This window comes from Phyllobacterium sp. 21LDTY02-6, from assembly GCF_023554255.2.
GTDB lineage: Bacteria > Pseudomonadota > Alphaproteobacteria > Rhizobiales > Rhizobiaceae > Phyllobacterium.
The window spans coordinates 746,439-767,346 of record NZ_JAMJWD020000002.1 but is presented as its reverse complement, the minus strand read 5'-3'; the positions used below and the strand labels follow the sequence as shown (position 1 = coordinate 767,346).

Annotated in this window: 22 protein-coding genes and 1 tRNA gene; 6 read left to right on the top strand and 17 right to left on the bottom strand. The window is 62.1% G+C overall.

All coding sequences use genetic code 11. The annotated features are described in order from the left end of the window. Positions 1–151: 151 nt before the first annotated feature. Entirely contained in the window at positions 152–1,153 is a 1,002-nt protein-coding gene (locus M8997_RS10045) for a 4-hydroxyproline epimerase (protein ID WP_250017072.1), read from the bottom strand. A gap of 7 nt (positions 1,154–1,160) precedes the next feature. After that, on the bottom strand, positions 1,161–2,399 hold the full coding sequence (locus M8997_RS10040; RefSeq protein WP_250017070.1) for an FAD-binding oxidoreductase: 1,239 nt from the start codon (positions 2,397–2,399) through the stop codon (positions 1,161–1,163). A gap of 322 nt (positions 2,400–2,721) precedes the next feature. On the opposite strand from M8997_RS10040, the gene M8997_RS10035 reads away from it, so the two are divergent. Then, positions 2,722–3,375: a GntR family transcriptional regulator gene (locus M8997_RS10035; protein WP_250017067.1), complete on the top strand. Its 654-nt coding sequence runs from the start codon at positions 2,722–2,724 to the stop codon at positions 3,373–3,375. Between the two features lie 63 nt (positions 3,376–3,438). On the opposite strand, the gene M8997_RS10030 is transcribed toward M8997_RS10035, so the two are convergent. After that, the gene (locus M8997_RS10030; RefSeq protein WP_250017065.1) at positions 3,439–4,935 is read right to left on the bottom strand and encodes a CoA-acylating methylmalonate-semialdehyde dehydrogenase; all 1,497 of its coding nucleotides are present in this window, start codon (positions 4,933–4,935) and stop codon (positions 3,439–3,441) included. 113 nt (positions 4,936–5,048) lie between these two features. On the opposite strand from M8997_RS10030, the gene M8997_RS10025 reads away from it, so the two are divergent. After that, positions 5,049–5,930: a LysR family transcriptional regulator gene (locus tag M8997_RS10025; protein WP_250017063.1), complete on the top strand. Its 882-nt coding sequence runs from the start codon at positions 5,049–5,051 to the stop codon at positions 5,928–5,930. Between the two features lie 169 nt (positions 5,931–6,099). Continuing rightward, entirely contained in the window at positions 6,100–6,414 is a 315-nt protein-coding gene (locus tag M8997_RS10020) for a DUF3011 domain-containing protein (RefSeq protein WP_250017060.1), read from the top strand. Here M8997_RS10020 and M8997_RS10015 read toward each other — a convergent pair whose 3' ends face one another. The 11 genes from M8997_RS10015 to rplU form a co-directional block, all read right to left on the bottom strand. Further along, positions 6,415–8,361 (bottom strand): MacB family efflux pump subunit, encoded by a 1,947-nt coding sequence (locus tag M8997_RS10015; protein ID WP_250017058.1) that lies wholly within the window; start codon positions 8,359–8,361, stop codon positions 6,415–6,417. A 31-nt stretch (positions 8,362–8,392) separates the two neighbouring features. Next, entirely contained in the window at positions 8,393–9,661 is a 1,269-nt protein-coding gene (locus tag M8997_RS10010; RefSeq protein ID WP_250017056.1) for an efflux RND transporter periplasmic adaptor subunit, read from the bottom strand. A gap of 218 nt (positions 9,662–9,879) precedes the next feature. Further along, positions 9,880–10,362: a 23S rRNA (pseudouridine(1915)-N(3))-methyltransferase RlmH gene (gene rlmH / locus M8997_RS10005; RefSeq protein ID WP_250017054.1), complete on the bottom strand. Its 483-nt coding sequence runs from the start codon at positions 10,360–10,362 to the stop codon at positions 9,880–9,882. A gap of 93 nt (positions 10,363–10,455) precedes the next feature. Next, complete coding sequence (rsfS, locus tag M8997_RS10000) at positions 10,456–10,839, bottom strand: ribosome silencing factor (RefSeq protein WP_250017209.1); 384 nt, start codon at positions 10,837–10,839, stop codon at positions 10,456–10,458. A gap of 136 nt (positions 10,840–10,975) precedes the next feature. Beyond that, complete coding sequence (locus M8997_RS09995; RefSeq protein ID WP_250017208.1) at positions 10,976–11,566, bottom strand: nicotinate-nucleotide adenylyltransferase; 591 nt, start codon at positions 11,564–11,566, stop codon at positions 10,976–10,978. Between the two features lie 47 nt (positions 11,567–11,613). Further along, the gene (locus M8997_RS09990; RefSeq protein ID WP_250017052.1) at positions 11,614–12,897 is read right to left on the bottom strand and encodes a glutamate-5-semialdehyde dehydrogenase; all 1,284 of its coding nucleotides are present in this window, start codon (positions 12,895–12,897) and stop codon (positions 11,614–11,616) included. A gap of 3 nt (positions 12,898–12,900) precedes the next feature. Next, positions 12,901–14,085, bottom strand: coding sequence for a glutamate 5-kinase (gene proB, locus M8997_RS09985; protein WP_250017049.1), 1,185 nt, complete (start codon positions 14,083–14,085; stop codon positions 12,901–12,903). 17 nt (positions 14,086–14,102) lie between these two features. After that, on the bottom strand, positions 14,103–15,137 hold the full coding sequence (gene obgE, locus M8997_RS09980; protein ID WP_250017047.1) for a GTPase ObgE: 1,035 nt from the start codon (positions 15,135–15,137) through the stop codon (positions 14,103–14,105). A gap of 107 nt (positions 15,138–15,244) precedes the next feature. Continuing rightward, positions 15,245–15,865 carry a GNAT family N-acetyltransferase gene (locus tag M8997_RS09975; protein WP_250017045.1) on the bottom strand — a complete coding sequence of 207 codons (621 nt, stop codon included), beginning with the start codon at positions 15,863–15,865 and terminating at the stop codon, positions 15,245–15,247. Between the two features lie 120 nt (positions 15,866–15,985). Further along, positions 15,986–16,255, bottom strand: a complete 270-nt coding sequence (rpmA, locus tag M8997_RS09970; RefSeq protein WP_250017043.1) for a 50S ribosomal protein L27 — start codon at positions 16,253–16,255, stop codon at positions 15,986–15,988. Between the two features lie 24 nt (positions 16,256–16,279). Beyond that, complete coding sequence (gene rplU, locus M8997_RS09965) at positions 16,280–16,753, bottom strand: 50S ribosomal protein L21 (RefSeq protein ID WP_250017031.1); 474 nt, start codon at positions 16,751–16,753, stop codon at positions 16,280–16,282. A 331-nt stretch (positions 16,754–17,084) separates the two neighbouring features. On the opposite strand from rplU, the gene M8997_RS09960 reads away from it, so the two are divergent. Continuing rightward, a tRNA-Ser gene (locus M8997_RS09960) sits at positions 17,085–17,174 on the top strand. Between the two features lie 194 nt (positions 17,175–17,368). Here M8997_RS09960 and M8997_RS09955 read toward each other — a convergent pair. Together M8997_RS09955 and M8997_RS09950 are read right to left on the bottom strand one after the other, a co-directional pair. Then, entirely contained in the window at positions 17,369–18,607 is a 1,239-nt protein-coding gene (locus M8997_RS09955; RefSeq protein WP_250017029.1) for an MFS transporter, read from the bottom strand. Between the two features lie 183 nt (positions 18,608–18,790). Next, positions 18,791–19,258, bottom strand: a complete 468-nt coding sequence (locus M8997_RS09950; protein WP_250017026.1) for an Lrp/AsnC family transcriptional regulator — start codon at positions 19,256–19,258, stop codon at positions 18,791–18,793. Positions 19,259–19,362: 104 nt separating this feature from the next. Between M8997_RS09950 and M8997_RS09945 the strand changes: the two genes are divergently transcribed. Further along, on the top strand, positions 19,363–19,977 hold the full coding sequence (locus M8997_RS09945; RefSeq protein ID WP_250017024.1) for a LysE family translocator: 615 nt from the start codon (positions 19,363–19,365) through the stop codon (positions 19,975–19,977). A gap of 2 nt (positions 19,978–19,979) precedes the next feature. On the opposite strand, the gene M8997_RS09940 is transcribed toward M8997_RS09945, so the two are convergent. After that, positions 19,980–20,201, bottom strand: coding sequence for a hypothetical protein (locus tag M8997_RS09940; RefSeq protein ID WP_250017019.1), 222 nt, complete (start codon positions 20,199–20,201; stop codon positions 19,980–19,982). Positions 20,202–20,247: 46 nt separating this feature from the next. Here M8997_RS09940 and M8997_RS09935 point away from each other — a divergent pair, with 46 nt between their 5' ends. Continuing rightward, positions 20,248–20,847 carry a TetR/AcrR family transcriptional regulator gene (locus tag M8997_RS09935; protein WP_250017010.1) on the top strand — a complete coding sequence of 200 codons (600 nt, stop codon included), beginning with the start codon at positions 20,248–20,250 and terminating at the stop codon, positions 20,845–20,847. Positions 20,848–20,908: the final 61 nt, after the last annotated feature.

Genomic DNA, 20,908 nt, shown 5'->3' with positions numbered 1-20,908 from the left:
CCCCATTCGGCACACATTTATTTGCTTGCACACATTTGAAGAATTTTTTCACCAAATTTGACATGCCTTATAGTTTTTTGCCCTATGAATGGACGGATATGAGATTAATTCACCAGCACTGCCTTAATTTCAGACACCGGCCAACATTCGGTCATTTGACCACAAAACCGTGGGCAAAAGGATCCCTGTCGTCAATAAAGATTGTGTTGTAGCCGGTCATGCACGCCCAGCCTGCAATCGAGGGGATGATGGCGCCTTTTTCGCCCACGCTGGCCTCGCCCTCCACCCGGCCGTGGAACAGCGAACCGATGATCGATTCATGGACGAACTCCTGGCCAACCGCGAGTTTCCCCTTCGCGGCCAGTTGCGCCATCCGGGCCGACGTGCCCGTGCCGCATGGCGAGCGGTCGATGGCCTTGTCTCCGTAGAACACCGCATTGCGCGCATGCGCCTGGGGATTGGTCGGCGCGCCGGTCCACAGGATGTGGCTGAGGGCGTTGATATCGGCCTTTTCCGGATGCTGGAATTTGTAGGCCGCATTGAGCCGCTCGCGCAGAACCGGGCTCCAGCCGATCAGGTCGATCGCCCTGTAATCCGCCATGTCGCGGTAATTCTCCTGCGGTTCTATGATGGCATAGAAATTGCCGCCATAGGCCACATCGACGACCAGCCGCCCGAGGTCCGGGCACTCGACTTCGAGCCCTTCGGCATAGAGAAAAGCCGGCACATTGGTCAGGCGGACGCGGGTTACGTATTGGCCCTCTTGCTCGTATTCGGCGACGACGAGCCCTGCCGGCGTATCGAGCCGCAGGACACCTGGCGTCTTGGGCTGGACCAGACCGTGCTCGATGGCCATGGTCACGGTGCCGATCGTTCCATGACCGCACATCGGCAGGCAGCCGGAAGTCTCGATGAACAATATCGCGACGTCGCAATCATCGCGCGTCGGCGGATAGAGGATGGAGCCGGACATCATGTCGTGGCCGCGCGGCTCGAACATCAGGCCCGTGCGTATCCAGTCGAACTCCCTGAGGAAGTGCGCCCGCTTTTCCATCATTGTCGCGCCCTGGAGATTGGGCCCGCCGCCGGCGACGAGCCGGACGGGATTGCCGCAGGTATGGCCGTCTACGCAGAAGAAGGAATGTCGTGCCATGGGAACCTCAGAACCTTTGCGGATTGAATGGATCGAGTGCGATCGCCGGCTGCCTGCCGGCAACAAGATCGCCGACGAGCCGCGCCGTCGCGGCCGATTGCGTCAGCCCGAGATGCCCATGCCCGAAGGCATAGAGCACGTGCGGCGAATTGCGGGAGCGGCCGATGACCGGCAGCGAATCCGGCAAGGACGGCCTGTAGCCCATCCATTGGCGCCCGCCCTCGGATTTGAGGCCGGGCAGGAATTTCTGCGCCTTGGACAGCATCGCGGCCGCACGGGCGTAATTCGGGGGAAGCGCCAATCCGCCAAGCTCGACCGCTCCGCCGACGCGAATGCCGGTTTCCAGCGGGGTAACGACAAAGCCATGGCCGGAAAAGATCAACTGCCTGCGCAGGTCGAAGGCACCGGCGGGAAGCGTCGTATTGTAACCCCGCTCCGTTTCGAGCGGTATGATATCGCCAAGCCCCTTTGCGAGACGGTGCGACCAGGCCCCTGCCGCGACGACGATCTTGCCTGCGCGCAGGATGCTGCCATCCGCCATCGTCGCCTGTGCCCCCGCTGGCGCGTGCTCCACCGACATGGCCCGCGCCTGGCGAAATACCGCGCCGAGACGCTGCGCATGGTCCCACAGGCCCTTGCCGATCTGCTTCGGGTCGCTGACGGTCTTCCAGCCGGGGACGAAGGTACCAATGATGAAACGCCTGTCGAGCCCGGGCTGGCATTCTTCCAGCGCATTGCCACGCAGATGCCGGAAACCTATCCCGGCCTCGCGGCGGACGTCCCAGCCCGGAAGGGAAGCGTTCCATTCCCTTTCGCTTTCGTAAAGCTCCAGCGATCCGTCATGTCTTATCATGCCGGCAATACCGGCGCGCTCGGCCAGTTCGAGGAATTCCGGCTCCGCGAGGCGCATCATTTCCCCTTGCGTCCGCGCCGTTGCCGCCAGCATTGCCGGACGGCTCGCCCGCCAGAAGCGGTAGAGCCATGGCGCCAGCTGCGGCATGTAGGACGGCCTTATGGTGAAGGGCCCGAGCGGGTCCACGAGCCATCCCGGAACTTTCGCAAGAATGCCTTTGGAAGCCATCGGCAGGATATCGGAGAAGGCCAACGCCCCGGCATTGCCCGAACTCGTGCCCTCGCAGATGCCCTGCTCGTCGACGACAAGCACGCGGTGGCCTTCCTCGGCAAGACGGGCGGCCGCGGCAATGCCGACAATGCCGGCACCAATGATGAGGATCTCACTGTCCAAGGCGGAGACATCCCATGGAAATAGTTGCGACCAGCGTCGGGGCGCAAAACGGGTTCCGGCTGCCGCTCGCTGCGCTTCGATCCGCAGCACCAGCCGTTGCACCGGATGCACAACGCCTAGCAGCGCCTGTCTTTTGCACGAGATTTACCACGACATCAAGCACGGGAAAGCGCCGTTCCATTTCCGCATGATGAGGCATATCATGGGCGGCGTATTGGGTTTGCATTTTTGTTCGTGCCTGACCATGGTAACCGGGCCGCTGTTGATATATCAGAAATATATCTATACTGATGTTAGTGTCAATCCACGGGGGATTGGATCAATGCTGCAGAATATTGGTGAAACCACGGTTCAGACGGGAGAGAGCCAGGCGGAACTCGCCTATCGGCAGATCGAGGAACTGATCGTTACCTTGCAGCTCGAGCCCGGAGCCGTCGTCAACGAGCGCGCGCTCATCGATATCACCGAAATGGGCCGCACGCCGGTGCGGGAGGCGGTCCAGAAGCTTGCATGGGAGGGGCTGATGGAAGTGCGGCCACGCTCCGGCATAGCCATCGCAGCGCTCAACCCGCAGGATTTCGGCAAGGTGCTCGATGCGCGCGAGGGCGCGGAGAAGGTGCTGGCTCGAGGCGCGGCCCAGTTCGGCGCCGAACTTCATTTCAACAGGCTCAAGCAATCCGCCGCTGCCATGGCGGCCGCCGTTGCCACGAATGACGTCGGCGGCTTCCTCGTGGCGGACAAGACGCTCGACATCGCTCTCGGACAGGCCGCCGGAAACGTCTTCGCTGCACGGCTTGCGGCACCGCTGCAGACCCATAGCCGGCGCTTCTGGTTCCGCCTTCAGCGTCCGGGTAGCCTGCAGCATTCGGTCGATGCGCACAGGGCATTGATCGATGCGGTCATCCGGCGGGACGTCGATGGTGCGGTGGCTGCGGTGTCGCGCCTGATCGAACATTTGCGAGCTTTGGCACCCTGAAGGCAAGCGGAAACCGCCGCACCTGGGGCGCGGCGGTTGCCATTCCTTATTTCATGGTCGGCCCTATTTCATGGTCGGAATGACGAATTCCGCGCCGTCCTTGACGCCCGACGGCCAGCGGGAAGTGACCGTCTTGGTCTTGGTATAGAAGCGGAATGCGTCAGGGCCGTGCTGGTTCAGATCGCCGAAGCCGGAAGCCTTCCAACCGCCGAACGTGTAATAGGCGATCGGCACCGGGATCGGCACATTGACGCCGACCATGCCGACCTGGACCCGCGAGGCAAAATCACGCGCCGCATCGCCATCGCGGGTGAAGATGGCAACGCCATTGCCGAATTCATGCTCGTTGGGGAGGCGTATCGCATCCTCATAGGTGTCGGCCCGGACAATGCCGAGGACCGGCCCGAAAATCTCTTCCTTGTAGATGCGCATGTCCGGCGTCACATGGTCGAACAGGCAACCGCCCATATAGTAGCCGTTTTCGTAGCCCTGCATCTTGAAGCCGCGGCCATCGACGACCAGTTTCGCGCCTTCCTGCACGCCGAGATCGACATAATCGCGGATACGCTCGAGCGCCTGCTTGGTCACCACGGGACCGTAGTCGGCAGACGTGTCGGTCGAAGGACCGACCTTGAGGCTCTCGACCCGTGGGATGAGCCGCTCCACCAGCCGGTCCGCCGTCTCCTTGCCGACGGGAACGGCCACCGAAATGGCCATGCATCTTTCGCCGGCCGAACCATAACCGGCACCGATCAGGGCATCCACCGTCTGGTCCATGTCGGCGTCCGGCATGATGATCATGTGGTTCTTGGCGCCACCGAAACATTGCGCGCGCTTGCCGTTCGCCGTTGCGCGCGAATAGATATATTGTGCGATAGGCGTCGACCCGACGAAGCCGACGGCCTTGATGTCGGGATCGTCCAGCAGCGTGTCCACGGCTTCCTTGTCGCCATTGACGACGTTGAAGATGCCCGCCGGCAGACCCGCTTCGATGAAGAGTTCGGCAAGACGCATCGGCACGCCCGGATCCCGTTCCGAAGGCTTCAGGATGAAGGCGTTGCCCGAAACGATCGCCGGACCGGCCTTCCACAGCGGGATCATGGCCGGAAAGTTGAACGGCGTGATGCCGGCGACGACGCCGAGCGGCTGGCGCATGGAATAGACGTCGATGCCCGTGCCCGCATTGTCGGAATATTCGCCCTTCAGCATATGGGCGGCGCCGAGACAGACCTCGACGACCTCAAGCCCGCGCTGGATGTCGCCCTTGGCGTCCGGAATCGTCTTGCCGTGCTCGCGCGCCAGAAGCTCCGCCAGCGAGTCATATTCCGCTTCCACCAGTTCGAGGAACTTGCGCATCACGCGGATGCGGCGCTGCGGGTTCGTCGCCGCCCAGCCGGGCTGTGCCGCCCTGGCATTCTCGACCGCCGCGCGCACCTCGTCCTTGCCGGCGAGGGCAACACGCCCCTGGACGGTTCCGTCCATTGGCTGAAAGATTTCGGCCGTGCGGCCGCTGGTGCCGGCGACATGCTTGCCACCAATGAAATGTCCGACTTCGCGCATTGCGAGCAACCTCCCTGAGAAAAATCGAGTTGCACCATCATTGCGCTTGAAAATACATATGGCAAGAGCCGCAAAAGCGTAGCCGTTGTGCAAAAATCGATGTAAGAAGGCTGATGAACTGGGACGATGTACGCATATTCCTGGCCGTGGCGCGAGCGGGCCAGATTCTCGGCGCCGCCAGGCGGCTCGGCGTCAACCACGCCACCGTTGCCCGAAGGCTGACCGCGCTCGAGGCCGATCTCAACACCAAGCTTCTTACCCGCAGGACCAATGGCTGCGAACTCACACAGGCGGGTGAGGAGTTCCTGCTATCGGCCGAGCGCATGGAAGCGGAGATGCTTGGCATCCGTTCCTCCCTCGGCGATGCCGACGTCGCCATCGCCGGATCGGTGAGAATAGGCGCGCCGGACGGTTTCGGCGTCGCATTCCTTGCACCGCGCCTCGGCGCCTTCACCGCAAGATATCCCGATCTCAAGGTCCAGCTCGTGCCCGTGCCGCGCTCCTTTTCGCTTTCGCGGCGCGAAGCCGACATAGCCATCACCGTCGATCGTCCGGACCAGGGGCGGCTGGTGGCCCGCAAGCTCGTCGATTACAGCCTGTGCCTTTATGCGAGCAGGGCGTACCTGGAGCAGAACCCGCCGCCACGCGCCGTGGAGGAACTCGACCGGCACAGGCTCGTCGGCTATGTCGACGATCTCATCATCAGCCCGTCCTTGAACTACGCGCCAGAGATCAGCCGCGACTGGCGTGCCTCCTTCCAGGTTTCGAGCGCGCTCGGCCAGGTCGAGGCGGTGCGGTCGGGTGCCGGGATCGGAATCCTGCACAATTTCATCGCACGGGAATATTCCGAGCTCGTCCCGGTGCTGCCGGAGCGCCGGATCGACCGGTCCTATTGGCTCTCCTATCACGAATCGGTCCGCACGCTGCGCCGGATCATCTCGGTATCGAGCTTCATATCCGATCTCGTCGGCAACGAAGCCGGCAGGTTTGCATAAACACGGCGTATATCAACCTGGCGTTGATTTGTGATGGTCGCTCAACGAATGCAGATTGACGTTGGCCGCGCCTCTTGGTGCATTGTCGAAGCGTTCGAATCGCGTTGGAGAGGGTTAAATGTATCGAGCAATATTAGCGCTGAGCGTTGCGCTTGCCGGAGCGACGTTCATGACACTTCCGGCACAGGCGGACGATGTGAAGTGCGAATCCCGCAAGTTCGACTACAGGGAATGCCGCACCGATATTCGGCGCCCTCGCGTGGCGCGCCAGATTTCCAAGACGCCCTGCATTGCCGGCGAAACCTGGGGCTTCCAGCGGGGCCGCATCTGGGTCGATCGCGGCTGCGCGGCCGTGTTCAGCGATTCTCGGCGGGACCGCGACCGTGATCGCCCGCGCTGGCGCGACCGCGACAGGCATGAGGGCAACTGGGACGACAATCGGCGCCGCCGTCGCGACGATGATCGCTACGACGACGATTATTGATCATTCCGAGCTGAGGGCGACTGCCGGCTGGAGACGGGAAGCGTTTCTTGCCGGCAGATAGCCGAAGACGAGGCCCGTCAGGAACGAGCAGGCGAAGGCAAGCACGACCGGTCCGAGCGTGAAGCTGATCGGAGCGCCAAGCGCCTTGGCGAGAACGCCCGTCCCGAGGCCTGCCACCACGCCGATTGCGCCGCCGACGGCGGAAACCACCAGTGCTTCGATAAGAAACTGCAGCAGGATATCGCGCTGGCGTGCGCCCGTGGCCATGCGCACGCCGATTTCGCGCGTTCGTTCGCTGACGCTGACCAGCATGATGTTCATCACGCCGATACCGCCGACCAGCAGCGATATCGCCGCCACCGCCGCCAGAAAGAGCTTCAGGGTATTCGACGTCTCGGTGACGGCTTCCCGGATCGACGCCATGTTGACGATCTGCGTGTCCTCGCGCTTGTGACGCTGGTCGAGCAGGCCCTGGATCGCCGTCTGCGTAGCGTCGATAGCCGAACCGTCCTCCACCTGAACGGTGATCGTTCGCACGTTTCGCTGGCCGAAGAGCCGGTTGCTCCCGGTCGTCAATGGAATGAGCACCGTGTCGTCCTGGTCGTTGCCTCCGGGACCTGCGCCCATCTCGCTCATCACGCCGATGATCTGGAACGGTATCTTGCTGACGAGCACATATTTGCCGAGCGGGCTCTCGCCATCGGCAAACAGCTTCTTCGCCACGGTCTGCCCCAGAACGGCGACCGGCGCATAGGTGCTCATGTCGCGCGGATTGATGAATTCTCCCGCGCCGACCTTCCACGACTTGGCTTCGGTGAACTGCGGAACGGTGCCGTTGACGGTGGTCTGGTAGTCGATATTGCCGTAGCGCACGGTCACCGTGCTCGTCATCTCCGGCACCGCGAACGCCACATTGGGTACTTCAAGGATGGCGTCGGCATCGGCAGGTACGAGCGAAACGATGCTGCCGCCCTCCCCGCCGCGGAAATTCGCCATGTTCGGCCGCACGATAAGCAGGTTCGAACCCATCGAAGATATGCGGTCGAGCACCGAATTCTGCGCGCCCGTGCCTATTGCCAGCATGGCGACGACCGAGCCGACGCCAATGACGATGCCGAGCAGCGTCAGGATCGTCCGGAAGAGATTGGCGCGCAGCGCCCTTACCGCCATCTTCACGGCTTCGGAAACATCGGCGAGCGCTGCGGCGCCCTCGCCCATCTGCCGCGCCAGCACGCCCGCCGCCTCGGGGTTGCTCCGCCCCTTCTTGGTGCGGTCCGAGATGATGCGGCCGTCGCGCAATTCGATAAGGCGGTCGGCCTGCTCGGCGATCTCGCGTGAGTGGGTGATGACGATGATCGTATGGCCGTCCTCGTTCATCTTGCGCAGCAGCGCCATCACGTCTTCGCCGCTCTGGCTGTCGAGGGCTCCCGTCGGCTCGTCCGCCAGGATGATGCGGCCGCCATTCATCAGCGCCCGGGCAATCGACACGCGCTGCTGCTGCCCGCCGGACAATTGATTGGGACGATGGTCCAGCCGGTCGCCGAGCTTGAGCGAGGTCAGCAAGGTTTCCGCCCGTTCCTGCCGATCCCGCAGCGACAACCCCGCATAGACCGCCGGAACCTCGACATTCTCCTGCGCGCTGGCAGTCGGGATGAGATTGTAGTTCTGGAACACGAAGCCGAAGGTGCGCCGGCGCAGCGCAGCAAGCGCGTCGGCGGTAAACCCCGATACATGCTCGCCATCCAGCAGATAATCGCCGCTGGTGGGCTGGTCGAGACAGCCGAGTATGTTCATCAGGGTGGATTTGCCCGACCCGGACTGGCCGATGATGGCGACGAATTCTCCAGCCTCTATATCGAGCGAAATCCCATGCAGAACCTCAACGGCGATATCGCCATTGTGATAGGTCTTGGTGATATCCTTCAGCGAGACTACCGGCGATGCCATTGCCGCAAACCCTTTCTGTACCCGGCCTGCACTAGAACATCCTCGGCATGCGTGTTCGCCTTCCGCCGCCATCGCCATTGGCCTGCGGATTGCCGGCGGGTGCTGCGACGACCTTTTCGCCTTCCTGCAGCCCGCTGACGATCTCGACGCTTACCCTGTTGCGGATGCCAGTCTCCACCTGGCGCGCTGCGCTCTGGCCCGCGCCGTCGACGACAGTGACCTCAAAGGTCCTGGCGCCCGTCCCGTCTGCCGCCTTGACAGGGCGAACGGCGGAAGCCGGCACAAGAAGCACGTCCCGGGCGGCGGATTCGACGAAGAATACCTGCGCACTCATCGATATCATCAGCTCGCCATCGGGATTGGGCACGTCGAACAGCGCGTAGTAGAGCACGACATTGTTCTGGATGTCCGGCGTCGGCTGGATCTGCCGCAGCTTGCCGGCATAGCGCTTGCCGGGTTGGCCGAGCAGGGTGAAATAGGCGTCCATGCCTGGCTTCAGCTTGCCCACATCGGCCTCCGAAACCTGCGCCTTCACGGTCATGGTCGAAAGATCGGCAATGGTGACGATGGTCGGCGCCGTCTGCACCGCATTGAGGGTCTGCCCCTCCTTGACCGGCACGGCCGCAATGGTGCCGGTCATCGGCGCGTAGATCTTGGTATAGCCGAGATCGACCTGATCGCCCGCCAGCGTTGCCTGCTGCTTGCGTATCTGCGCTTCGAGCGCGTTCACATCCGCTTCGGCGACCGCAAGGTCGGCGATTGCCTGGTCCAGCGTCGATTGCGCTGCCGATCTCGTGCTGACGAGCGAGCGCTGCCGTTCGATATTGGCTTTCTTGAGAACGAGCTGGGCATTCTTGGAGACGAGCTGTGCCTGAAGATTGGCGAGTTCGGCCTGGTCGATCTCGATACGGTTCAGGATCGTCGCCGGATCGATCTCGGCGATGAGCTGGTTTTGCGTCACCTTGTCGCCGATTTCGACATGCAGCACTTTCAGCTGGCCCGATACTTGCGCGCCGGCATCGACGGATTTGATCGAGTCGAGCGTGCCTACGGCGGTGACGGCATTTTCGATGTCACCCCTGACTACGGGTTGCGTGACGACTGCCGCGGTCGTTGCCGATGCACCATATTGCTGCCAGCCGTAATAGGCGCCGCCAACGGTCACGAGCAGTACGACCGGCAGCCAGAACCATCTGCCTCGCCTGCGCCGTTTGCCGCGCGGTTTGTCGGCGACCGGTATGAAGGTCACATTCGACTGGCCGGGGACGGCTTCCTTGGCTGATCCTGTTGCCTTGTCCATTGACGGTTCAACTCCGAAACTTGCTCACACGCCTGTTCAATCAGTGAGGCCCATTCTAACAGTGAGCCCATTCTAACAGTGAGATAGTGATCCATCGCACAGCAAAAACCCTTGAGATCATTATATTTTGGTAATGATCGCCGCGGCGGATTATGGCCGAAGCGCCTGAACCCGCCATGAATGACGTCATTGTTGCGCCAGCCGGGCGCGTCACGGGCTCAGGCCCGGTGATATGGATGACCGGAGAGAATCGTGGTTGCGCGGTAAAGCTGCTCGGCCACCAGTATGCGAACGATCTGATGCGGCCAGGTCATTGCGCCGAGCGCCAGCACGATGTCCGCACGGTCGCGCAGCGAAGCATCATGGCCATCGGGACCGCCGATAGCGACGACAAGCTGGCGCTTGCCCTCGTCACGGAACCGGCCGAGATCGTCGGCGAACTTTTCGGAAGTGCATGTCTTGCCGCGTTCATCGAGCAGGATGAGCACGGCGCCGGGCTCGAGGACGGCCAGCAGCCGTTCCGCCTCTTCCCGCTTGCGCAATTGCGCTTGTGGTGCCCGGCTTTCGGCGATTTCGGAGACGCCGGAAAATTCGAGGCCAAGCGGACCGCAGGTCTTTTTCAGTCGGTCGAAATAGCGATCGGCCAGCTCTCGTTCGGGCCCGGATTTCATCCGGCCGACGGCAAATATACCGATACGCATTCAGGCTCCCAGCCAAAGGCACAAACATCATGCCGGGCTGCTCCAGGCCTCCCGCCAAATGTTCCATCGCCCGTCCTGCAGGACGGCGATCTCTTAGTGTACGGTCTCCCCGTCCAATTCCGGCGCCTGCCACATCTTTTCGATGTTGTAGAACTCCCGAACTTCCGGACGGAAAATATGGATGATGATGTCTCCGGTGTCGATCAGCACCCAATCACCGCTCGACAGGCCCTCGACCCTTGCATTGTGGCCATGGCCGCTTTCCTTCAGGGATCGCAGCAACTGATCGGCGACCGCCGTCACATGCCTGTGCGAACGCCCTGAAGCGATGACCATGTGGTCAGCGATCACGGATTTGCCTCGAAGGTCGATGGGTACGATGTTTTCAGCCTTGGAGTCGTCGAGACTGGCAAGAACTGACTGAAGGGCAAGAGTTACGGAATTGATTCCGCTGACTTCCGCCGTCGAAGGAGCAATGGCATCCCTCTTTTGAATTGCTGTTCTCAGTGTATTTCCTTTCTCTTAAGAACAACGCGAACAGTCTTACTGACTGTCACTATAAGATAGGCAGAGTCGCATGGCAGTTTCAAGACGGGCCCAGGTAATAGTGCGATCACGATTTACCGCGTCCATTGCGGATCGCCGTCGAGGACAGGAGCGACCGCGGACCATGGATGAATGTCCAGGCCGGCGCCCGTGAACGGGCCAGCAGGGGGGCATCGTCCTCGTCGATGCGGGCGAAATCGAACGTCTTGGCGACGCGTGACGAAAGAAACGCCAGCGTCGAGCCAGGCCTGTCGATGACGGCGATGGGAAACGTCGAGACGATCGTCCGCCATCGCTGCCAATGGTGGAAATTCGCCAGATTGTCGGCACCCATGATCCAGACAAAATGCACGCCGGGGTTGCGTGCCTTGATCAATGCAAGCGTATCTGCGGTGTAGCGGATCTGGTGCTCCGCCTCGAAAGCGGTGACTTTCACCCGCGGGTCGTGAATCATCGTCTCGCAAAGCGTCAGCCGTTCGCCGAGAGGCGCCAGTTCGCGCGTATCCTTCAACGGATTTCCGGGCGTTACGATCCACCAGAGCTGGTCGAGCTTGAGCCGCCGCAATGCGATCTCGGCGACAAGGGCATGGCCCGCATGGGGAGGATTGAAGGACCCGCCAAACAGGCCGACCGCCATGCCTTTTTCCACATGCGGCATGCGCAGATGCCGGGCGCTGACGCCTGGATATTCCTCCCGCCTGAAACTCACGGGCGGATTTGGCCGCTGCCGCGAACGCGGTATTTGAACGAGGTCAGCTGTTCGACGCCGACCGGGCCACGCGCATGCATCTTGCCTGTGGCAATGCCGATTTCCGCGCCCATGCCGAATTCGCCGCCATCGGCAAACTGGGTTGAAGCATTGTGCAGGAGAATGGCCGAATCGAGCTCATTGAAGAAGCGCTCGACGATGGCAGGATCCTCGGCAATCACCGCCTCCGTATGGTGAGACGAATATCTGTCGATATGTTCGATCGCGCCATCGATGCCATCGACGGTGCATACCGAGATGATCGCGTCCAGATACTCCGTGGACCAGTCGCTTTCGGATGCAGGCAGGGCAGCGGGGAAGAGCTGCTTGACCGACTCATCGCCCCTTATCTCGCAGCCCGCCTTCGCCAGGTCCTGCAGCAAGGGAACGAGATGCGTCGGCGCGATGAGCTTGTCGATCAACAGGGTCTCGGCTGCTCCGCAAACGCCGGTGCGGCGCATCTTGGCATTGACGATGATCCGGCGCGCCATGTCGAGATCGGCCGAAGCATCGACATAGACATGGCACAGGCCTTCGAGATGAGCGAAGACCGGTACGCGGGCCTCCGACTGCACGCGCGCCACGAGGCTCTTGCCGCCGCGCGGAATGATGACGTCGAGGTTTCCGTCCAACCCCTGCAGCATTTCGCCGACGGCCGCGCGATCGGATGTCGGTACGAGCTGAATCGCATCCTCCGGCAGGCCCGCTGCCGCGAGCCCTTCGAGCAAGGCGCCGTGGATGGAGGCGGCGCTGTGGCGCGAATCCGAGCCGCCGCGCAGGATGACGGCATTGCCCGATTTCAGGCAGAGGCTGCCTGCATCCGCCGTGACGTTGGGCCGGCTCTCATAGATCACGCCGATGACGCCAAGCGGCGTCCGCACGCGCTCGATATGCAGTCCATTGGGGCGGTCCCATTCGGCGATGATCTGGCCGACGGGATCGTCCAGCTCCGCAATCGTCCTTATGCTCGCGGCGATGGAGAGGACCCTTGCCTCGTCAAGCTTCAGCCGATCCAGCAGTGCCTCGGTCATTCCGGCCGCGCGACCATTGGCCATGTCGATGAGGTTCGCTTCGAGGATCTGCGGCATGCGCCGCGTCACGGCATCGGCCATCGCCAGAAGTGCGGACGTCTTGGTCTCCGCCGCAGCGATGGCGAGCGGCCCGGCGGCAGCCCGTGCCCTGCGCCCGATCTCGGCCATAAGCCCAGCGACGGAAATCTCTGCCTCGGCACGTATCAACATTGTTCACTCCCCGGCGCTTGGCCGCTTGGCGCGTACCACAAGATCATCGCGATGTATCATGGCAGAGCGGGCATCATATCCCAGAATGGTGGAGATTTCATTGGTCTTGTGGCCGGCGATCCGGGCAGCGTCAGCTGAATCATAGGCGATCAGCCCGCGCGCCGCCTCCTGTCCGTCCGGCCCATAGACCGCGACCGTATCGCCGCGCATGAAATCGCCTGCGACGTCGCGCACGCCGGCCGCCAGCAGCGATTTTCCCGAACGCAGCGCTGCCAGCGCGCCCGCATCGATGACGAGGCGCCCGGAAGGTTCGAGATTGCCGGAGATCCACGTCTTCCAGGCATTGACCGGCGTGGGACTCGGCCCGAACAATGTCGAGCGTTCGCCCGCATCTATGGCCGCGAGGGGATTGAGACGATTGCCCGAAGCAATGATCATGGCAGTGCCGGCGGCATTGGCGATCTTGCCTGCATCGAGCTTGGTCTTCATGCCGCCACGGGAATATTCCGACGCGGCAGCCCCTGCCATCGCCTCGATTTCCGGCGTGATCGCTTCGACGAGCGGCAGAAACCGCGCATCGGGGTTCTGATGCGGCGGCGCGGTATAGAGCCCGTCAATATCCGACAGGAGTATGAGCAGGTCGGCGCGCAGCATCGTGGCGACGCGGGCCGCGAGGCGATCATTGTCGCCATAGCGGATTTCCGTGGTCGCGACCGTGTCGTTCTCGTTGATCACGGGGATCGCCTTCATCCGCAGCAGGGTGCCGATGGTTGCCCGGGCATTGAGGTAGCGGCGGCGCTCTTCAGTATCCGAAAGGGTGAGCAATATCTGCCCGGCGCGCAACCCGTGGCCGCTCAGGACCTCGGCATAGGCCTTGGCGAGTTCGATCTGGCCGGCCGCCGCAGCAGCCTGGCTCTCCTCCAGCCGCAGCGCGCCTCTCGGCAGGCCGAGGACATTGCGCCCCAGCGCGATGGCTCCCGACGATACGATCAGCACTTCGACGCCGGCGGCGGCGAGCGCGGCGACATCCGCGCCGAGGCTGGCAAGCCATTGCTGTTTCAGGCCGCTGGCGCGATCGACAAGCAGCGCGGAGCCGATCTTCACGACGATCCGGCGATAGGAGCTCAGTTTCGGTCGCTGAACCACCCTGTCGAACTCATCCAGAACGTTTGCGGATTTCACGGACATGCTGCGACCTGACGGGACTATCGTTTGAAACGGGTATCTTCCTCGACAGGCGCCTCGGCCTCCCGGGATTGAACAATGATCGCCGAGAGAGCGCGCAGGACCTGCTCGACGCCTTCGCGCGTGGCGGAGGAAAGCAGCATCGGCTCGACGCCGGCAGCCTTCTTCAACGCCGCAAGCTTCTTCTTTCGCGTGGCTGCATCAAGAATATCGACCTGGCTGAGGGCGACGATCTCCAGCTTGTCCACAAGGCCGTGGCCATAGGCTTCGAGTTCGCCGCGCACGGTGCGGTAGGCGCCGGCGACATCCTCTTCCTGGGCAGAGACGAGATGGAGAAGCACGCGCGTCCGCTCCACATGGCCGAGGAAGCGGTCGCCGATGCCGACGCCCTCATGCGCGCCTTCGATCAATCCGGGAATGTCGGCGATGACGAGCTCCCGCCCGTCCACACGCGCGACGCCGAGATTCGGATGCAGCGTGGTGAACGGATAATCGGCGATCTTCGGCTTCGCCGCCGTGACGGTGGCGAGGAACGTGGATTTGCCGGCATTGGGCTTTCCAAGCAGACCGGCATCGGCAATCAGCTTCAGCCGCAGCCAGAGCGTGCGCTCCTCGCCGGCGAGGCCGGGATTGGCGCGGCGCGGCGCCTGGTTCGTCGATGTCTTGAAATGCGCATTGCCGAAGCCGCCATTGCCGCCTTTCGCGAGCCTGTAGCGCTGCCCGACGACCGTGAAATCGCAGATCAGCGTTTCATTGTCTTCCTCGAATATCTGGGTTCCGACGGGAACCTTGAGGATGACGTCGTCACCCTTGCCGCCCGTCATGTTGCGGCCCATGCCATGCATGCCGATCTTGGCGCGGAAATGCTGCTGGTAGCGATAGTCGATAAGCGTATTCAGGCCATCCACCGCCTCGGCCCAGACATCGCCGCCGCGTCCGCCATCGCCGCCATCCGGCCCGCCGAACTCCAGAAACTTTTCGCGGCGAAACGAAACCGAACCGGCGCCGCCATCACCCGAGCGGATATAGACTTTCGCCTGATCGAGGAATTTCATGAAGGTTCAGTCCTTTTTTATCGTCCGAGCCATTACAGCAATTTCAGACAGATGAAAACATATTGTCATAGCCGGAAGCCGCCCCGGCCAGACCGGGGCGGTCGGCGTCACGAGCTCCAGCTGCGCAGTCCGATCCATGTGCGCCGGTCGAGCGTATAGCGTTCGACCGGCACGTTGCCGGCATTGATCGAATCCATCATGCCGGTTGTCATGTACTGGAACCCGCTCTTGTAGAGCACCCGGCGCGAAGCGATGTTCGAGACGCGGCAGGAAGCATAGAGCTTCTCCACCTGCGTTGCCCGGAACACCAGATCCACCAGGGCATGTGCGGCCTCGGTCGCATAGCCCTTGCCCCAGAAAGGTTCGCCCAGCCAGTAACCGATCTCGAGCGTATCCCTGCCGTCGCCGGCATGGTCGTCCCGGTTGCGCCTGTAATTTATGCCGCAACAGCCGACGAAAGTCCCGGATTGCGCGAGGGTGACCGCATAGACGCATTTGCCGATCTCGCCCGCATTGGCGCGGCGCACGAAATCCACCGCATGTTCTTTCGTGTAGGGGTGGGGCATGCGGGAGAGCATTTCGGCCACACGAATATTATCGGCGAGATTGGCAATTGCATCGACGTCTTCGAAGTGCGGGGCGCGCAGAACCAGGCGCTCCGTTACCAGGACGGGACAATCTATCAGATCCAGCCGTTCTTCACTGTCCTCGGCTATTTCAGCAACCATTTTTCTATCCTCCAGATACGAAAAGGGAGACGGGCATCAATCCCATCTCCCCTTTTGATCTTTTGGCGGTTGCCATTGAGCCCGGGTCCGATGGGACGCCGGTGCTTCGAGCAGGACCGGCTATTCTGCTGCTTCGGCGATCGGGTTGATCGACACGTAGCTACGGCCGTTGGCTTTGGTGCGGAAAGAAACTGTGCCTGCTTCGAGCGCAAACAGAGTATGATCCTTGCCAATGCCGACATTGACGCCGGCATGCCACTTGGTGCCGCGTTGACGCACGATGATGTTGCCGGCGAGCACGCGCTCTCCGCCAAACTTCTTCACGCCAAGACGCTTTGATTCTGAATCGCGACCGTTACGCGAAGAACCGCCAGCTTTTTTGTGTGCCATTGGATTGCTCCTTCAAACTCTCTCTTACTCGCCCTTGGCGGGCTTCTCAGCCTTGGCAGCTGCCTTCTTGGGCGCTGCCTTGGCCTTGGGGGCGGCTTTCGTCTCGGTTGCCTCGGCGGCAGCCTCGGCTTTCGGCTCTGCCTTCTTGGCCGGCTTTTCAGCAGCCTTCTTGGAAGGCTTCGCACCACCGGTGAGGATCTCGGCGATACGGATCGTCGTCAGTTCCTGACGATGACCGCGCGTACGCTTCGAATTCTGGCGGCGGCGCTTCTTGAAGGCGATGACCTTGCGGGCACGACCCTGCTCGACGACCTCGGCGGTGACCAGCGCACCTTCGACGACCGGCGCTCCGATCGTTGCGTCTGCTCCGACGCCGACGACGAGCACCTCTGGGAATTCAACGATATCACCGGCATTGCCGGTAACCTTCTCGACCTTGAGAAGGTCATTGGCGGCAACGCGATACTGCTTGCCTCCGGTCTTGATGACTGCGAACATTTTTTGCCCTTTCGGCGTTCGGTCCGGTTTTCTGCCTTGATGGCAATAACCGTCTTTTTGTCAGTCGTGACAGATTGATCGAAAGGCGTTCTACCGGTAAAGGCAACGCCCACACTCACAAAACAAATGGCGCGGGAAAGCCCCACGCCGGTCGTTTGGCCGCATATAGGCGAAGCTTTGGCGCCGAGTCAAGAAATTTAACGCAAAATGCTCTTGTATCTGCGCGCTTTGCCCGCTATCTAGCGCGTCGCACACTCAAGCCAATGCCCTTAGGGCAGCGCGCCGGCAGGATCCATGATCCCGCCAACCCCAGGATCCCGATCCTTGACGCGGAGAGGTGGCAGAGTGGTTGAATGCACCGCACTCGAAATGCGGCATGGGGGCAACTCCATCGGGGGTTCAAATCCCTCCCTCTCCGCCATTTAATCTGGGTCTTTGATTTTGCGCCTGCGTGCCACCCTTCAGCCCGCCGATACACAAAGCAAAAACCGCCTTCGCAAAGCTGCGACGCGGCGAAGCTGTCCGAATTTCGCCCCCGCTCCGGCTTGAAGCGGGGGACATGGCGCGGCCTGGCTGGAGCTGGCTGTCTCAATGACTGCCGTGCAGCACTAAGAACTAGCTGCGGCGCTGCAACAGCGCCAGCACCAGTGTCGATGCGGCGAGTAGCGCGGTCAGCGTCAACGGGGCCGTGGCGCCATAAGTATCCACGGCATAGCCGCCGACGACAGCGCCAATGGTGATCGCAACCTGGAACGAGGTGACCATCAGGCTGCCCGCGGCCTCCAGCGCGTCGGGCGCGGCGCGCGACAGGTTGGTGGGCAGCACGACCGGCGCCATGCCGAAGGCGAAGCCCCACAATGTCGCAAAACTGAAGGCCGCGACGATGTTCACGCCCCAAAGCACCAGGGCGAGCGCCGCAAATCCCATCAACCCGGCGGTGGCAACCAGCGCCATGCGGATATCGGCATCGGCCAGACGACCGCCGGCGATATTGCCGATCACGGCGGCCACACCGAAGCCGAGCAGGGCCAAGGCAATCGGGCCAGTCGCCAGGAGCGTAACCTGTTCGAGGAAAGGGCGCACATAGACCGAGCCGGCGAAATGCCCCGTCATCAGCAGGAGGATGGCGAGCATGCCGATCTGAATGCCGCGGCGCCGCGTCAACCGGAAGACATCGGCAAGGCTGTTGCTCGTGGTGGCCGGCAGCGGCGGCAGGCTGAGAAACTGCAGCAGCATGGCCACCGCGGCCAGTCCCGCCGTCATTGCCATGGCAGTGCGCCAGCCCAGCCAGTCACTGATCAGCGCACCCATCGACGGCGCGGCGATGGTGGCAAGGGAAACGCCGAGCGTGACGATCGCCATGCCGCGACCCGTTGCACTGGCACCCACCAGCCGCGCTATGACGGCAACTGAAAGCGCCCAGAACGCGCTGAGGGCGATCCCCAGTCCGGCCCGGCCCAGCAGCAGCAGCCAGAAATCGGTCGCCACCGCCGCCAGAATATTGGAAGCGATCGCCAATGCGCTGAGGCCAACCAGAACCGCCTTGCGGTTCAGGCGCCCGATGAGAACATTGCTGAACAGGGCTGTCACGGCACCGACGGAAGCGGTTGCGGTGACGACCTGTCCCGCCGTGCCCTCGCTGATGCCGAGGTCCCGCGCCATTGGCGTCAACAGGCCGGCTGGCAGGAACTCGGCCGACACCAGCGCAAAGCTGGCGGCCGCCATCGAAAGAACCGCGCACCAGGTGCCGGCGCTCCATGTGGTCGGTGCAGTTGCCTCAAGGTCCGTGGCCTCAAGGTCTGGGGCCTCAATGTCTATCGCTGTATCATTGAGCTGTAATGTTGTGTCCGTCATGGCAGAATCTCCAAGGTTTGGGAGATAGTAATAGACGAGCCCCCTCGGATGATCTGTATCTTAAAATCCGAAATCCATGACTGTCCGTCCGGAAATTGTGCGGCGCACAATGCGAAATCGGTTATTGCCCCGACAGGCCGCTCGCAGCGCGATGTTTGAAGGCTTTGATGGCCCCGCTTCGCCTCAATCGATCGGCAAGGCGTAGGTCTGCTTGACGATCTGGCTGGGCACGTCGGTTTTCACATTCTGTATGCCATTTATCCGGGTCAGATGCGTCGATTGAAACCGCCGGTAGTCATCAAGGTCGGCGACCACAACCCGCAGCAGCGCGTCGCTCTCGCCCAGCATGATGTAGCATTCGACCACCTGCGGCAGCCGCTTCATTGCCGCCATGAAACGATCGATCGTTTCCGCATCCTGGGAAACCAGCCAGACGCGCGCGAACATCGACAGCGAAAGATTGACCTTGCCGGGGTTCAGCACCGCTACGTAACGATCGATGATGCCGGCCTCTTCGAGAAGACGCACCCGCCGGAGACAGGGCGACGGGGACAGGCCCACCTCCTTCGCCAGATCGACATTCTGCATTCGCGCATCCCTTTGCAGCGCGCGCAGGATCCGCTTGTCGATGTCGTCGAGGATCATTGGCATCTCCTGCTATATCAGGGTTATTTCATGGCAGAATATGCCAGTAATATCTCAAATTGCGCTATCTTTGCAATCCTGCGGCACCGGTTCCGAGCTAGGCTTCGCCCATGGAACCACAAATGATCCTGCTCTTCACCCTCACCGTCCTTCCCCTGATCTGCACGCCCGGTCCGGACATGATTTTCGTTACGTCACAGGCCTTGTCGGGCGGAACTGCCGCCGGCCTGCGCGCCACATTCGGCATCTGTCTCGGCTATGGCGTGCATTCAGGCCTGGTCGCAGCGGGCCTGGCCGCAATCATCGCGGCGTCGCCGATCCTGTTCGAAGCGCTGCGCTGGGTCGGGATCCTGTATCTGCTCTACCTTGCCTCGACCCTCATCCGCTCCGCGCTCGGCCACACAAAGGCGGGCGCGGCCACCGTTACTTCGGCGCGGCAGATCCGGCGTGGCTTCCTGACCTCGGTTCTCAATCCCAAGGGGATGATGATCTATTTCGCCATACTGCCGCAGTTCATCATCGATCGAGCCAGTGTCGCATGGCATGCGGTGCTGCTCTCGCTGGTCTTCATCGCCTGGTGCGGCATCGTCTATGCGGCGCTGAGCCTCATGCTCGGCAGAATCCGCACGCTTGGCGCAATCGACAATCGCGGCCGCCGGATCGTCGAGGGCAGCGGTGGTGGCCTGCTGATGATCGCCGCCGCCGCGATGGCGGTCCTTGGATAGCGCTATCGCCTGCCGCCATCCCAGCCGCGCAGCAGATCCAGCGGCTCCAGGCCATCGCAGCCTGGATCGGTGCGGGCGGGCGCGAGGCGCAAGCGCTGCATCAGCCGCCGGATAACGCCGTGATCATGCGCCGCCGGCCTCTGTTCGGGAGTGCTCGGCAGCAATATCCGCTCCTCATCGACCATGGACAATCCTCCCCGTGGTAGTTCTATGGTGATCGCCATAGAACTACCACTAGACCGATCGCCATACAACTGGCATAATCACGCAATGGCACGCCCCTCCGATGCAAAAGCCCGCTTTATCGATACCGCCGTCATTCTCTTCAGGGAACGCGGCTATCATGGCGTCGGCCTCGCCGAGATCATCGCACAGGCCAAGGCTCCCAAGGGCTCCTTCTACTTTCATTTTCCCGGCGGCAAGGAAGAACTGGCCGAATGCGCCATTCGCTATGCCGGCGGCTACCTGCCCTACATGCTGCAGAAGAGCCTGCGCGACGCTCCGGATTTCAGGACCGGCATCGAAGCGCTGGTCGGCCATCTCGCGCGGGCTTTCGAAGCTTCCAACTGGACGAAAGGCTGTCCCATCGCCAGCATATTGCTCGACACGGCGCCCTACTCGGAGCGCTTGTCGCAGGCGATACGGAGCGTGACCGATGAATGGATCACCGCCTTCGGCGAGGCGACGCGGCGTTTCGATCTCGGTGAAGACCCGCGCGCGCTGGCGATGAGAATCCTCGTCTCGCTGGAGGGAGCCTGGATCATGGCGCGCATCTTCAAGTCGCGCGAGCCGTTTCACGAGGCGGTGGACATGATCGTGGCCGGGCACGCTATTTCGGGAGCGCCGCCGCAGCCCGCCTCTGCAGGCTGAGCCAAAGTTTACAGCGCGGCTTTAAGGATATAGTATATCCATAATATTGGCCCGCGCCAAT